Genomic DNA, 12,339 nt, shown 5'->3' with positions numbered 1-12,339 from the left:
AATGAGCCAGAAGCGCGACAAAGGATACAGCCAGAAAGGCCAGCCTTCCGCAAAGGATGGAAGGCAGATGATTGCCCGCGAGGATTTGGAAAAGGAAATTCACCCAACCAACAGGCAAAATTCAAAACAATAGCCGGAATCCGTCCTTCGGGGCGGCTTTTTTTTCGTGCAGCATGTTTTAAAGGTGCTCGGATGGTAAAATAATGAAAGGAAGCAAATTTTCTCCGGAGGGATTTTTTTGCGCAAAGCATTTCGCTTATTTTTCTCGCTGCTTACGATTGTTGCCGCAGTCGGGATTTATTTTACTAATCGGCTTATGTATATGAAGAAAAAAGAGGACGAATTCATCTTGAACCGCGAACGTGAAGCCGGCAGGATCATCGACACGGATTATGAGGCGCTGAAAAAAAGGGACGTCCTCATTCCATCCCCCTTTGGATACGAGCTCAAGGGCGTCCTTGCCGAGCCACACGAGACAAACCGTTATGTAATCATCAGCCACGGGGTGACCGAAAACAAATTCAATTCGATTAAATATATGAATTTGTTTTTATCCCGAGGCTTCAATGTGCTGATTTTCGACCATCGCCGCCACGGGGAATCCGGCGGGAAGACGACCAGTTACGGCCACTATGAAAAATTCGACCTAAAAGCGGTCGTGGATTGGCTGAAAAAGGAAATTGGTCCGGGGCTATTGCTTGGGATCCACGGGGAATCGATGGGCGCCGCCACGATGCTTCTTTATGCCGGGATGCTTGAAGATGGCGCAGATTTTTATATTGCCGATTGCCCCTTTTCGGATTTTAAGGAGCAGCTTGCCTACCGGTTGAAAGAAGAGATGAATTTGCCGGGTGGAATAATTTTGCCTCTTGCGGATTTAATCCTTCGTTTCCGGGACCATTATTCAATTCGCGAGGTCTCTCCGATTTCAGTGATTGATAATATTAGGAACCCAATCCTGTTCATCCATAGCGCCAAAGACGATTTCATTCTCCCGTCGATGACGGAAGCACTGTACGACAAAAAAAACGGGCCAAAAATGCTGTTTATGGCTGAAAGCGGGCTTCACGCCCAGTCATTCAATGAAAATCGGGAACAATATGAAAAAGCAATCGATGAATTTCTCGAAACCTTTGTCAGACTGCCGAAAACGGGATTGATGGGCCAATCGTTTTAAAGGGAAATTTTTCACATTGAAATTTGCGTTTTTCTTTCTTACCAACTACCATCAAAGTGAATACATACAAAGGGGGATTATTAATGTCAAAAGTCCAAATTAAAGTAAATGACAATGGTTCGCTCAGAATTTCAGGGGATGTTGAACTTCTTGACGGCCAGGGGAACGTCTATCCGTCAAAGCCCGCCTTCTCGCTTTGCCGCTGCGGCCTGTCCTCAAATAAGCCGTTCTGCGATGGCACGCATAAGGGTCAGTTCGAATCCCAGGTGCGTGTACCGGAAGAAACAGCCGGACAATAATTAATTCCATTAAAACTTCAAGGCACCTGCCATAAATCGGCGGGTGCCTTGTTTTTTGCTTGGCGGTAGCAGTTTTTGACAAGTTTGAGTTATTCCCCTCGAGGTAAAAGCCCAATGGAGCTTATATATTGAGGTGACTGCATGTTTTCCTGGAATGATATGATTACGTTTGTTTGGGCCTTCTTTATCGTTTTGCCTTTAACATCGTTCGTACATGCCGCCGGACATACTTTTTTTGTCGTCCTTTTTGGGGGCAAGCCTGTATTAACTATGGGCAGGGGGCGGAAACTCTTTTCATTCGGCACTTTTCATGTTCACAGCCTGTACTTTGTCGATGCTTCGTGCCAATATACTAAAATAAAAAATGAATCACGTTGGAAATACGCACTTATTTATGCGGGAGGCATCCTCTTTAATGCCACCTCCATTTTGATTGTAAATTCGCTCATTCATCTCGGTATATGGCCAAAACATTTATTCTTTTACCAATTTGTCTACTTTTCGGTCTATTTTATTTTTTTTGCTATACTGCCTATTGATTACGGGAAGGACAACCCCAGTGATGGCAAAGCGCTGTACACAGTCCTTAAATACGGGGAAACAATAAAGGAAATTGACTGAGGGTTACTACTGGACATGATTGGACCTCTAATACAAAAAAGGCCGGCAGCGCCACTATTCCAAGCGGGGCTCCGGCTATTTTTTCCTGAAGATTACGGTTGCCTAATAGGTTAATCCCATCAACCTTCCCTTCCGGTTCCGCTCAGCTTCCTTCCTAAAACAAAGATTGCCACGATGATTGCAGCAGGTGCGAGCGCAACCAATTTCCATCCGTTATTCGCCCCGAAAAAGTAATAGGCGATTGGCAGGGAGGTGAAAAAACTTATTAAAAGATGGATTCTTGATTTGGCTAAAATGCCGTAAAAGAGGGTTACTATCGCCACTCCCATCGACAGCTGCAACAGGAAAACAATCCAGTTAACCGTTCCGATCTTCATCCCCCGCTTTCATCTATTTCGTTCGCAGTTTTTCAAAACGCGCAATCGCAAGGGTTCCCACGATTAACTCTATCCCTGTTTTCCGAAACCCACTTTTCTCATAAAAACGAACGGCCGGGATATTCCTGGCGCCAGTTGATACAATTAATCGTTTTTCCTGCAGATTGTTTTGTTCCAGCCAGTGCAAAAGCTGCCGGGCAATCCCTTTCCGGAAATGAGCCGGGTGGACCATCAGCCGATGGATATCAATGGTTTCATTATCTCTTTTAAACGAAATAGCCCCGCACAGGCTGCCATTTTCATAATAACCGTAGAATGTTTCACCGGACATCATAAGCGTCTCCGCCGTGTCGTACAAAGCAGGGATGCCGTGAAAATCAATCAGTTCCGCCTCTACCTGATAGGACGGAAGCTGGATTTTCAATACGTCGAGCGCTTCTTTTTCACTTGTGATATCGATTGGTCTGATCATGTCTTTTCCCTTTCTAAACAGCCTCTTCCATTTCCTTCTTTTGCAAATGCGCAAAGTCTTCCTTTAGGATGGCATACATCTTCAGGTCTCGATGCTTTCCTTTGATGAACGCGGCTTTCCTGTTAACCCCTTCAAATGACATGCCCACTTTTTCCATTACCCTTGCTGAGCCAATGTTTTCGGTGAAGCATCGCGCCTGGATACGGACAAGGTCCATATGTTCAAAACCGAATTTAATGAGCACCGTGGCGGCCTCCGTTGTGATTCCTTTTCCCCACTGGCCCCTGGCAAGGACATACCCGATTTCCGCTCTGTTGTGCCTTGGCTGCCATGATACAAAATCGATTGTTCCAATCATCCTTCCCGTTTCCTTGGACTCAATCGCCCATGGGGCAAGCTGGTTGCTTTCATATTTGTTCAGGACAAAATCAATGAAGGTTCGGGTATCTTCAATCGTGTTATGCTTATCCCAAGTCACGTATCTTGCGACCTCTTCATCGGAGCCGTAGGCGAACATGTCCTCTGCATCATTCATCGTCACTTTCCGCAAAATGAGCCTTTCTGTTTCCAGTTTCGGCAAGTCCCCGTAAATCGTTTCAATCTCCATAAAGTACCCACCCTTTGCCTTTTGTTAAAATTATCCTAACAGAGTTTTGGTGGAATTCAAGTAGATTTTTTAAAGGTGGGAGAATGAGTTCCGCGGTTTTACAATAATAAGAGATGTGCTGGTTAACAGTTAGTGAAGATGAGGGTTGATTTCCAACAGCCAGGCAGGCTCTTATTGCGAACCTGCTTGTCTTTGCCTGCGACTGTGCTATTTGTCAGCGAGCCGTATGTCGGCGATGTTTTCGATGGGGATGATATGGGCTGTGCCCGAGGAGTCGACAATGTGGAGCTTGTGGGCGAGTTCGTCCCAATAGTGGATGTTGCCGATGCAAATTTCATAGTTGTGGCGGCGGTAGTGGGTAATCGCCACCGCCTGGTTGAATTCCATCGCTTCAGCAAGCGTTTCGTTCATCAATTCGAGCTGCTGCTCGTCGAGTTCCGTTTTTTGTTCGTACGAATCCTCCTTCACCCAGTCTCGGAGCATTTTCACGTGCTCGGGAAGCATCATGGATGTCCATTTTATTCTGCCGCGGTCGCGAATCATCTTCTTCCCCTCTTTCCCGGTTACTTTTTATGGCCGCCGAGCAGCGATGCGCGGTGTTTGGCGGTGCCGGCCGCTGTATACGAAACCGCCCGGAGCAGCGCCCCCGACCCAAAGCGGCTGCGGATGCGGTCGACCACATAGCCGAGGTCCCTTCTTTTTCCCGCGCCCATGTCAAAAAGGCTCATCTGCAGTTCAACGTCATCGACGATATTTCCAAGCGAAATGGAAATCTGGCGGACGGTTTTGCCCGAATAATGCCGGCGAAACAGCTCCAGGCAGACCTGGTAAATATCCATCGTCACATTTGTCGGCTCGGCAATCGTCTTTGCGCGGTGGAAACCGCCCCCGAATTCATCCTGGCTGTAGCCGATGCCGAGCGTGACTGTCCTGCCTGCCTTCCGGTGCGTCCGTGCCCGGCGTGCCACCTCCTCGCACATTTCGAGGATAACGTGTTTAATTTCTACCTCGTCCTTATAATCCCTAAGAAGGATTTGGCTTTTTCCAAAACTGATCTGCCCTTCGATAATCGGCGCGCCCATTTCCGACAAATCGACGCCCCACGCATGGTAATAGAGCTGATTGCCCATGATGCCGAATTTCTTCTCAAGCGTCTCAAGGTCATAGCGGGCAAGCTGCCCGACCGTGAAAATGCCCATTCCATTCAGTGTTTTTTCAACCCGCCGGCCAATTCCCCACATTTCCCTGAGCGGCGAGACGTTCCAAAGCTTTATTTGGACATCCTCGTACGTCCATTCGGCGATTCCGTGCTTCTTCGCCTCAAGGTCAAGGCACAGCTTTGACAGAAGCATATTCGGCCCAATACCGATTGCGCATGGAAGCTGGAATTCCCGTTCAATGTCATCTTTTATTTTTTTCGCGATTGTTTTCGCATCTCCCCAAAGGTTTTCGGCTCCATCCACTTTGATGAAGCTTTCATCGACACTGTATGTATGGATGGCTTCCTTCGGGACGTAGCGGTGGAAGACGCGGCTGATTTCGGTCGATATCCTCAGGAACATGCCCATCTTCGGCTCGACAATTTTGATTTTCGGATCTTGTGGAATTTCAAATTTGCGCGATCCGGTTTTGATGCCAAATTCTTTTTTTAAAAGCGGCGAGGCGGCGAGGACAACGCTTCCTTCCCGCCCTTTGTCGCCGACTACAGCAAGATAGCAGCCAAGCGGATCAAGCCCTTCCATGACTGCCGCGCAGCTGGCGTAAAAGCTCTTCATATCGACGCAAAGAACTTTGTGCCGAGGCAATGTGCTGTAATCGACCATTGGATTTCCCTCCTTCTTTTCCCAAAACGGGAACATCTGTTCCATATCATTATACCCATATCTTAAGCGAATATGCGTTCGCATTCAATGGAAATTTTACGACAGCTTTTATAAAAAAAGGGTCTATTACCATTTCAGGATGCGTTGGAAAAGAGCTATAATAAGGCTTGAGGTGCTTTCCATGGACGAAAAACTGGTGAAAAAAATGATAAAAAACTGCCTGAAGCAATATTACGGCGATGACAGCCAGCCGCTCGGCGAACGAGATGTAAATGACATTTGCGAACGGGTGTATAGGCTCAAAGAAGCAGAACCGGAGGCACATATGCGCGATATTGTAAACGATGTCGTCTATGAATTTTTAACTGGTTGAGGGATTGCGTATCAAAAGTTAGTTTTAATGAGGGGGAGAACGGTTGTGAAGATTAAAGAAGGTTTTGTAGACGTAACGGGCGGGAAGGTATGGTACCGGCGGATAACCGGCGCTGCCAATAGCGTTCCATTATTGGTTTTGCACGGAGGGCCGGGTTCTTCCTGCTATGCCTTGCAGCGGCTGGACCAGCTTGCCGAAGATACAGGCCGGACTGTCATATACTATGATCAGCTTGGCGCCGGGCGTTCAAAGGGCCCGACGGATAAAGCATTGTGGACCCTCGACCGCTATGTAGAAGAGCTTGGGCAGGTGCGCGAACAATTGGGGCTGGATGAAGTCCATATTCTCGGTCATTCATGGGGAACGACATTGCTCGCGGCTTACTTGCTGACAAAGCCGGATGGTGTGAAAAGCGCCATTTTCTCAAGCCCCTGCCTTGACGCGCCCCGCTGGGCAAAAGACCAGGAACGCCTTTTAAAAGAGCTTCCGGAAGAAACACAGGCAGTCATCGCCCGCTGTGAGGCAGAGGGCACAACCGATTCAGAGGAATACCAGCAGGCGATGCGGGTGTTTGCCAAAAATTTCGTCTGCCGGATTGAAATCAGCCCGGAGGAACGAGAAATCACAAAGAAGCTTGCCAACCTGGAAGTCTACAACACCATGTGGGGGCCATCCGAATTTTGCGTAACAGGAAACCTGAAAGAATTCGACTGCACGCCAAGGCTGCATGAACTGAGGGTTCCGTCACTTTTCCTGTGCGGACGTTTTGACGAAGCTACTCCGGAGTCCACGAGTTATTTCAGCAGCCTTGTTCCGGGTGCAAAGCTGCATATTTTTGAAAATAGCGCGCATTCGCCTTATCGGGAACAGCCCGAAGAGTATAGGGAAACTGTTGCCGAGTTCCTTGATCAGGCCGAGTTTGCGTCCAGCTAAACCAAAAGAGTATCGGGCCCCCGATACTCTTTTGATTTTTCGGCTTTGTTGCCAGAAATCCCGAAACCATCTCGCCTTGAAGACCTGCTACGCCATCTCAATCAGTGCGGAATCCACCTCGTATTTTACTTCGGAAAAATTTCTAATGAGCAATTCCTCTCCAACATAACTGCCTGTCGCCTTGTCGACTGTCTTTCTCCAAATTTCATTTTGCCGGTAATTCCTGCCGTCCCTTTGCAAAAATTTATGGTCCCGCTCCTCGATGTGATAAGCTAATGGCCACTGGCGGTCAGTATGGATCGAACCTTTCAGATGTTTGTCAGTCAGCCACACTTTGATTTGAAAAGGCTGGCTTGTAGGATTGTAAAACCGCAAATCAACATAATTGTAAAAGACCCCCGCCCCGCTCCCGAATGGCAGGACCCTTCCTTCATCCGGAAACGGGTCAAAGCTGTGGTGATGCCTTTCCACGACCTGAAGCGGAGTGTGGAGCGCCATCCAATAAAGAAGATTGGCGAGCTGGCATATGCCTCCGCCAATTCCTGTCTTTACTTCCCCCATCGACAGAAGCATTCCCTCAATATATCCTCTTTCCGCCGAAGGGGGGCCAACGAGCTTCCAGAAGGAGAACGTCTCTCCGGGACCGATCACAATCCCGTCGATTGCTTTTGAGGCAATCGAAATATTGACGATTTTGTTGTCCTGAAGCCTCGGATCGCTGTCACCGAGTTTCCTCTTCAGGAGGGATTGGTGTTTTTTACAGGTAAAGGGCAAGGTTTCATTTGAAATGCGGACAGCAAACCTATTTCCAGCGCCTAAATCCTCGAGATGGCGAAAGATTTGCTTTTGCTTAATCCTAAGATTGTATAAAATTGGGTGGAATTCGGAAACGCGAATATAAAACCCTCCTTGCAACATTCCCCTGCATAAATCTGCTGAAAGCGCTATACTTAAATCAAAAAGGCAAGGGGAATTGGATATGATATGGTTCGTCCTTCTTGGACTTTGGATGGTTTTACGTAGCATTCAGCCTATCAACCATCAAATACAAACTGAATCTAATTATGAAACATTTAAAGATTGAGCCCGAAAAACCACCGAAGATTTCAAATGAGGAGATCGAAAAGGAATTGGAACAGCGCTGAATCATTGGACCTCAACCTCCAACGTAGAACCCCTTGGCCAAAAAAAGAATTCATTTATAGCTATAACATTGATTCGCAAAAAGTAAGAAAATCCCTGTCTCTCTTAAAGGAGATTTTTCCAAAAATGACAAGTGAGGAGAAAAAATGGACCTTAAGTTTGTATCGAACCGTTTTATGGCGTTTGCCGAGAAGGAATGCAAAGGCTCGAGCGCGCTTTACGAACATCTTTCGAAGAAAATTGCCGGCGATCCCGAACTCCTTGAACTAAGTTCGCATGCCCAAAAAAGCCAGCCGGTTCCAAATCTTATGTTTGGTGCCGTCCATTATTTGCTGCTGAAGGGCGCGGACCATCCGTTAAGACGCTTCTATACGAGCATTGAACAGACACCGCAGCCGGCCGAAGCGTCATTTCCGTATTTTAAAGACTTTTGCCTTGAGAATCGGAGGCAAATAATCGAACTCCTCGAAACAAGGCTGGTCCAGACTAACGAAGTAAGGCGCTGCGCCTACCTCTTCCCCCTATTCAATCACATCCACGAACAAGCTGCCCGGCCGCTGGCTCTTATTGAAATTGGTACCAGCGCCGGATTCCAGCTGCTTTGGGATCATTACTGCTATACGTACGGTGATGGCATTGTGTATGGCAGCGAAGACTCCGAAGTGAAAATCCAAGCCGCGGTAAAAGGGGAAGCGCAGCCGGTTTTCACTAAGCCACTAGCCCCTGTATCCGCACGCTACGGGCTGGATTTGCATGTAAATGATGTGACAAAGGCCGAGGATTCCCTTTGGATGAAGGCGCTCATCTGGCCGGAGCATCGTGACAGGAGGGAATTATTCGAAGGCGCGGTACGATGTATGAAAAGAAATCGCGGGAAAATCACCTTTATCGAAGGGGATGGCGTAGAACTCCTTCCAAGACTAATTGAAAGGATTCCCGAAAACTCCGCTATCGTGGTGTTCCATACGCATGTGGCCAATCAAATGCCCCCTGAAACAAAGTTGCAGCTCCTTGAAAATATTGAACAGATCGCAAAAAGCCGCGATGTTTTCCATCTCTATAACAATATGAATGATGCCAATCTTCATTTGGATTCCTTTGTAGGAGGGAAAAAACGCCATCAGCTTGCAGCCATAACCGACGGCCACGGCAGATGGTTTGAGTGGAAGCTTGAATCAGCGGTGGAAGCCAGAAAAAGGTAAGCCTTGCCTGCCTTTTTCTCCTGTGCACAAATTGTAAAGACGCCCATTTCCGATGAGTGGAATGAGCGTCTTTTTTAATGGATTATTTTTGGTTAAATGCCTTTTTTCCAAGCCGTTCGAATAGCTTCGGAAACAGCGCGTAGAAGACGCTGCCGGCGTTCATCCAGCCAGGCAAATTAATTTCGCGGATAGGCTTGGTCATGCTGCCAACGACTTTTTGGGCAACATATTCCGGTTTCAGCATCCAGCGCTTTACATTTTTCACATACGATCCGCTCTCATCGGCGATAGTGAAGAAATTCGTTTCAATCGGCCCTGGGTTGACCGAGGTGACATAAACATTGAAATCGGACAGCTCCATCCTCAAGCTGTTTGTATAGCCAAGGACTGCGTGTTTCGTTGCCGAATACACACTCGATTTAGGGGTGGCAATTTTCCCTGCCTGCGAAGCGATATTAATGATATGACCCGAACGGCGAGCCCTCATCTTTGGCAGAACGGCGCCGGTGCAAGCCATAAGACCAATGACATTGACATCGAACATTGCCTTGATTTCCGCAATATCCGCTTCATGTGCCATACGGAAAATGCCAAATCCGGCATTGTTGACAAGGATATCGACATCGCCCATTTCTTCATAAATATGAGCGAATGCCGCTTCAATTTCGTCTGTATTTGATACATCAAGTTTATGGACGAGCACTTTGCTGTTATAATCGGACTCAAGTTCCCTTTTGAGCTTCTCAAGCTTGTCGGCGCTTCTCGCAAGCAGTGCAAGGTTTGCTCCCTTGGCAGCTGCCTGTCTGGCAATTTCGGCCCCAATTCCTCCCGAAGCCCCGGTAATGACGATATTCTTTCCAGTCAAACTCCCCACGGCAGTTCACCTCACCTGATTTTAAAATACTTAATTTCCCCATTTTGAACCGGCTCGATTTCACCAAGGGATAGCAAATAATCGATCTGGCCGGCCGTTTCGGACAAGGTAAGGCCCAGTTCGCGCTCAAAGGCGGCAGGGAACAGCTGCCGACATAAATCAAACACCGTTTTCGGCCCGTCCTCAAGCATTTTCTTCACATTCATTGCTCTTTCATGCTGGCGCGTAAGCCTTCTTTCAATTAGTTCAGGCAGCCTCGAAACATTAGTTCCATGTCCCGTATACACAAGCCCAACCGGGTAATCACGTAGCTTTGCGAGTGACCGGTTGTATTGAAGCTGCGGACGAGGCCGCTCGATTCCTTTGGCAATCGGAGGTTCAAGCAAAGGGTTCGGTGAAATATGGGCGATTATATGGTCGCCTGCAAGAAGCACCCCATCCTTTTCCCTGTAGAGAGCGATATGGCTTTGCGCATGGCCCGGCGTCTCGATAACCTGCCAGTCCGGCAATCCAGAAGGATTATCCCCTTCGAACAGTTCTCCGGTAAGAGACCGATTGCAGGAATATTTAAGTGATTTCTTCAGCTGGCCAGCAAGCCTGTGATACCTTTCGGGGATTCCGAACTCATTGAACAGCCCTAGGTAAAAGCGGTCATGCATTGCCATGAATTCATCGGTCCGGTTAATCCATCTTTCATTTAAAGGATGCCCATACACCTCGAGTGATTTCGGAAAATAATCAAGAACCCCGGCATGGTCGGGGTGGTCGTGGGTCAGGACAACCATTTCAATATCCTCCAGGGCGAGGCCGAGCTCGGAAAGCTGGAATTTCAATGAATCCCAAGCCTCATCCGTTTTCGGCCCCACGTCGACAAGTGCGAGCCTGTCACCTTTTATTGCGTATACATTAACATCCCCAACCGCAAACGGGGTTGGCAGAGTGATTTTCGCGATTGTTCCATTCCATTCAGCCATGTCTATTCCCTCGCAACATTATTTTCAAATAGAGACCCGCAAATTCGGCGGACGCCCTTCCTTCAAGTTTACCGATTAAGGCACATATTGTCATTATTTCCGCAAAAACACGGGAATAGCAAGAGAAGCTGAAAATGGCATGAAGTACTAGGCAAGGCAATAAAGCGTGGGATACTCCCAGCTTCATTGCCTTATTCGCTCCCCGCCTAGCGCTCCTTAAAATGGTACAATGGAGGAAAAGCCCAACGGAGATTATGCGATGCTGATGTTTTTATTATTCCTTAGTTTGTTCATTTGGATTGTTTTCTTAATCGATGCGGTGATAGGATTTAAAACGCTTGACCGGCTTGAGGAAGAACCTCCTTTTCAGGACGGTCCCCTTCTGTCTGTCGTTGTAGCAGCGAAGAATGAAGAAGCGCATATAAGGAAGAGCGTCCTCAGCCAATTGCGCCAAACTTACAGAAATGTTGAATGGATTCTTGTCAATGACCGTTCGACCGACGGGACCGGCGGGGCAATGGAAGAGTTAAAAACGGTTGACTCCAGGGTCCGGGTCCTTCATATAACCAATTTGCCCGAAGGCTGGCTCGGAAAAAACCATGCGCTTTATAAAGGATATCTTGCCGCTAAAGGTGACCGGATTTTATTCACCGACGCCGATGTTGAGTACAAGGAAGAAGCTTTCGCCAAGGCACTCGGTTATTTCGAGAGGAACAAGCTTGATCACATGACCGCGGCGCCGAATATGAAAGCAAAAGGTTTCTGGCTGAAATCATTCGTCGCCTTTTTCCTGTTCGGCTTTTCCTATTACAAACGGCCCTGGGCGGCAAACAACCCGAAGTCAAAAACCGGAATCGGCATCGGCGCTTTCAATCTCGTTTCGAAAGAAGGTTACGAATCGTTCGGAACCCATGAAGCGATTAAAATGAGGCCAGACGATGACCTTCAGCTCGGCATGAAAATGAAGCGGGCCGGAAGGAAACAGCGGATTGTCAGCGCCCTGGACCTGATGGAGGTCGAATGGTACGGAACGCTCGGAGAGGCACTGGCCGGCCTTGAGAAGAACACATTCGCAGGCCTCCATTACCGCCTGTCGATGGTCGCCTTCGCGGTACTCGGAACGTTTGCCTCACAGGTGCTGCCGTTTTTCACGTTATTTGTCCCTGATAGGCAAATTTTTATATTAAGCATTGGAAATATCATTGCAATTTTCGCACTTTATTTGCTTGTTTTGAAAAAAATGACCCATTTCTCTCCCGTACTGTTCATTGCCTTTCCGCTGACGGCGTCCATCTTCATTTACAGCATCATCCGGGCAAGCTACCTGACTTTCCGGCGCGGCGGAATTATTTGGCGAGGAACAAAGTACAGTTTGAAAGAATTGCGCAAGCCGTAAATTTTAAAAAGAGGGAAACGCTTTGCTATACTAAATGTGGCAACTAAAGGATACTTCATTTCAAGTGA

The 12,339-nt window shown here is 47.7% G+C and carries 16 protein-coding genes; 8 read left to right on the top strand and 8 right to left on the bottom strand.

Translation table 11 applies throughout. The features are described from left to right. Position 1 precedes the first annotated feature (1 nt). From RB160_RS07980 to RB160_RS07965, 4 genes are all read left to right on the top strand, one after another. Positions 2–133 (top strand): hypothetical protein, encoded by a 132-nt coding sequence (locus tag RB160_RS07980; protein WP_269432234.1) that lies wholly within the window; start codon positions 2–4, stop codon positions 131–133. 105 nt (positions 134–238) lie between these two features. Then, a complete protein-coding gene (locus RB160_RS07975; RefSeq protein ID WP_316569716.1) occupies positions 239–1,177 on the top strand; it encodes an alpha/beta hydrolase in 939 nt (312 codons plus the stop codon). Between the two features lie 83 nt (positions 1,178–1,260). Continuing rightward, entirely contained in the window at positions 1,261–1,476 is a 216-nt protein-coding gene (locus RB160_RS07970) for a CDGSH iron-sulfur domain-containing protein (RefSeq protein WP_316569715.1), read from the top strand. Between the two features lie 141 nt (positions 1,477–1,617). Next, positions 1,618–2,097: a hypothetical protein gene (locus RB160_RS07965; protein WP_316569714.1), complete on the top strand. Its 480-nt coding sequence runs from the start codon at positions 1,618–1,620 to the stop codon at positions 2,095–2,097. Positions 2,098–2,216: 119 nt separating this feature from the next. Here RB160_RS07965 and RB160_RS07960 read toward each other — a convergent pair whose 3' ends face one another. The 5 genes from RB160_RS07960 to RB160_RS07940 all read right to left on the bottom strand — a co-directional run bounded on the left by RB160_RS07960 (position 2,217) and on the right by RB160_RS07940 (position 5,376). Further along, on the bottom strand, positions 2,217–2,474 hold the full coding sequence (locus RB160_RS07960) for a hypothetical protein (protein WP_316569713.1): 258 nt from the start codon (positions 2,472–2,474) through the stop codon (positions 2,217–2,219). A 13-nt stretch (positions 2,475–2,487) separates the two neighbouring features. Then, positions 2,488–2,946: a GNAT family N-acetyltransferase gene (locus tag RB160_RS07955; protein WP_316569712.1), complete on the bottom strand. Its 459-nt coding sequence runs from the start codon at positions 2,944–2,946 to the stop codon at positions 2,488–2,490. Positions 2,947–2,959: 13 nt separating this feature from the next. Beyond that, positions 2,960–3,553, bottom strand: a complete 594-nt coding sequence (locus RB160_RS07950) for a GNAT family N-acetyltransferase (protein ID WP_316569711.1) — start codon at positions 3,551–3,553, stop codon at positions 2,960–2,962. A gap of 207 nt (positions 3,554–3,760) precedes the next feature. Then, positions 3,761–4,096, bottom strand: coding sequence for a YolD-like family protein (locus tag RB160_RS07945; protein ID WP_316569710.1), 336 nt, complete (start codon positions 4,094–4,096; stop codon positions 3,761–3,763). 20 nt (positions 4,097–4,116) lie between these two features. Continuing rightward, positions 4,117–5,376: a Y-family DNA polymerase gene (locus RB160_RS07940; RefSeq protein WP_316569709.1), complete on the bottom strand. Its 1,260-nt coding sequence runs from the start codon at positions 5,374–5,376 to the stop codon at positions 4,117–4,119. Positions 5,377–5,557: 181 nt separating this feature from the next. On the opposite strand from RB160_RS07940, the gene RB160_RS07935 reads away from it, so the two are divergent. Continuing rightward, positions 5,558–5,749 (top strand): YqzH family protein, encoded by a 192-nt coding sequence (locus RB160_RS07935; protein WP_316569708.1) that lies wholly within the window; start codon positions 5,558–5,560, stop codon positions 5,747–5,749. A gap of 45 nt (positions 5,750–5,794) precedes the next feature. Continuing rightward, complete coding sequence (locus RB160_RS07930; protein ID WP_316569707.1) at positions 5,795–6,682, top strand: proline iminopeptidase-family hydrolase; 888 nt, start codon at positions 5,795–5,797, stop codon at positions 6,680–6,682. A gap of 87 nt (positions 6,683–6,769) precedes the next feature. Here RB160_RS07930 and RB160_RS07925 read toward each other — a convergent pair whose 3' ends face one another. Next, positions 6,770–7,600 (bottom strand): VanW family protein, encoded by an 831-nt coding sequence (locus tag RB160_RS07925; RefSeq protein ID WP_316569706.1) that lies wholly within the window; start codon positions 7,598–7,600, stop codon positions 6,770–6,772. 371 nt (positions 7,601–7,971) lie between these two features. Here RB160_RS07925 and RB160_RS07920 point away from each other — a divergent pair, with 371 nt between their 5' ends. Next, complete coding sequence (locus RB160_RS07920; RefSeq protein WP_316569705.1) at positions 7,972–9,027, top strand: DUF2332 domain-containing protein; 1,056 nt, start codon at positions 7,972–7,974, stop codon at positions 9,025–9,027. An 82-nt stretch (positions 9,028–9,109) separates the two neighbouring features. Here RB160_RS07920 and RB160_RS07915 read toward each other — a convergent pair whose 3' ends face one another. Further along, a complete protein-coding gene (locus tag RB160_RS07915) occupies positions 9,110–9,901 on the bottom strand; it encodes an SDR family NAD(P)-dependent oxidoreductase (RefSeq protein ID WP_316569704.1) in 792 nt (263 codons plus the stop codon). Between the two features lie 11 nt (positions 9,902–9,912). Further along, the gene (locus RB160_RS07910) at positions 9,913–10,875 is read right to left on the bottom strand and encodes an MBL fold metallo-hydrolase (RefSeq protein ID WP_316569703.1); all 963 of its coding nucleotides are present in this window, start codon (positions 10,873–10,875) and stop codon (positions 9,913–9,915) included. Positions 10,876–11,134: 259 nt separating this feature from the next. Here RB160_RS07910 and RB160_RS07905 point away from each other — a divergent pair, with 259 nt between their 5' ends. After that, entirely contained in the window at positions 11,135–12,271 is a 1,137-nt protein-coding gene (locus RB160_RS07905; protein WP_316569702.1) for a glycosyltransferase family 2 protein, read from the top strand. The last annotated feature ends 68 nt before the right edge of the window (positions 12,272–12,339 follow it).

It is taken from the genome of Neobacillus sp. YIM B06451 (genome assembly GCF_032667185.1).
In the GTDB taxonomy this organism is placed as follows: Bacteria; Bacillota; Bacilli; order Bacillales; family Cytobacillaceae; genus Bacillus_D.
The sequence above is the reverse complement of the archived record's forward strand: the minus strand, read 5'-3'. Positions and strand labels throughout refer to the sequence as shown.

Coding starts and splice junctions, on each gene's coding strand:
- RB160_RS07955 (WP_316569712.1), bottom strand. CDS start 2,946: ATGATCAGACCAATCGATATCACAAGTGAAAAAGAAGCGCTCGACGTA.
- RB160_RS07935 (WP_316569708.1), top strand. CDS start 5,558: ATGGACGAAAAACTGGTGAAAAAAATGATAAAAAACTGCCTGAAGCAA.
- RB160_RS07905 (WP_316569702.1), top strand. CDS start 11,135: ATGCTGATGTTTTTATTATTCCTTAGTTTGTTCATTTGGATTGTTTTC.
- RB160_RS07925 (WP_316569706.1), bottom strand. CDS start 7,600: ATGTTGCAAGGAGGGTTTTATATTCGCGTTTCCGAATTCCACCCAATT.
- RB160_RS07960 (WP_316569713.1), bottom strand. CDS start 2,474: ATGAAGATCGGAACGGTTAACTGGATTGTTTTCCTGTTGCAGCTGTCG.
- RB160_RS07965 (WP_316569714.1), top strand. CDS start 1,618: ATGTTTTCCTGGAATGATATGATTACGTTTGTTTGGGCCTTCTTTATC.
- RB160_RS07950 (WP_316569711.1), bottom strand. CDS start 3,553: ATGGAGATTGAAACGATTTACGGGGACTTGCCGAAACTGGAAACAGAA.
- RB160_RS07980 (WP_269432234.1), top strand. CDS start 2: ATGAGCCAGAAGCGCGACAAAGGATACAGCCAGAAAGGCCAGCCTTCC.
- RB160_RS07970 (WP_316569715.1), top strand. CDS start 1,261: ATGTCAAAAGTCCAAATTAAAGTAAATGACAATGGTTCGCTCAGAATT.
- RB160_RS07910 (WP_316569703.1), bottom strand. CDS start 10,875: ATGGCTGAATGGAATGGAACAATCGCGAAAATCACTCTGCCAACCCCG.
- RB160_RS07920 (WP_316569705.1), top strand. CDS start 7,972: ATGGACCTTAAGTTTGTATCGAACCGTTTTATGGCGTTTGCCGAGAAG.
- RB160_RS07940 (WP_316569709.1), bottom strand. CDS start 5,376: ATGGTCGATTACAGCACATTGCCTCGGCACAAAGTTCTTTGCGTCGAT.
- RB160_RS07945 (WP_316569710.1), bottom strand. CDS start 4,096: ATGATTCGCGACCGCGGCAGAATAAAATGGACATCCATGATGCTTCCC.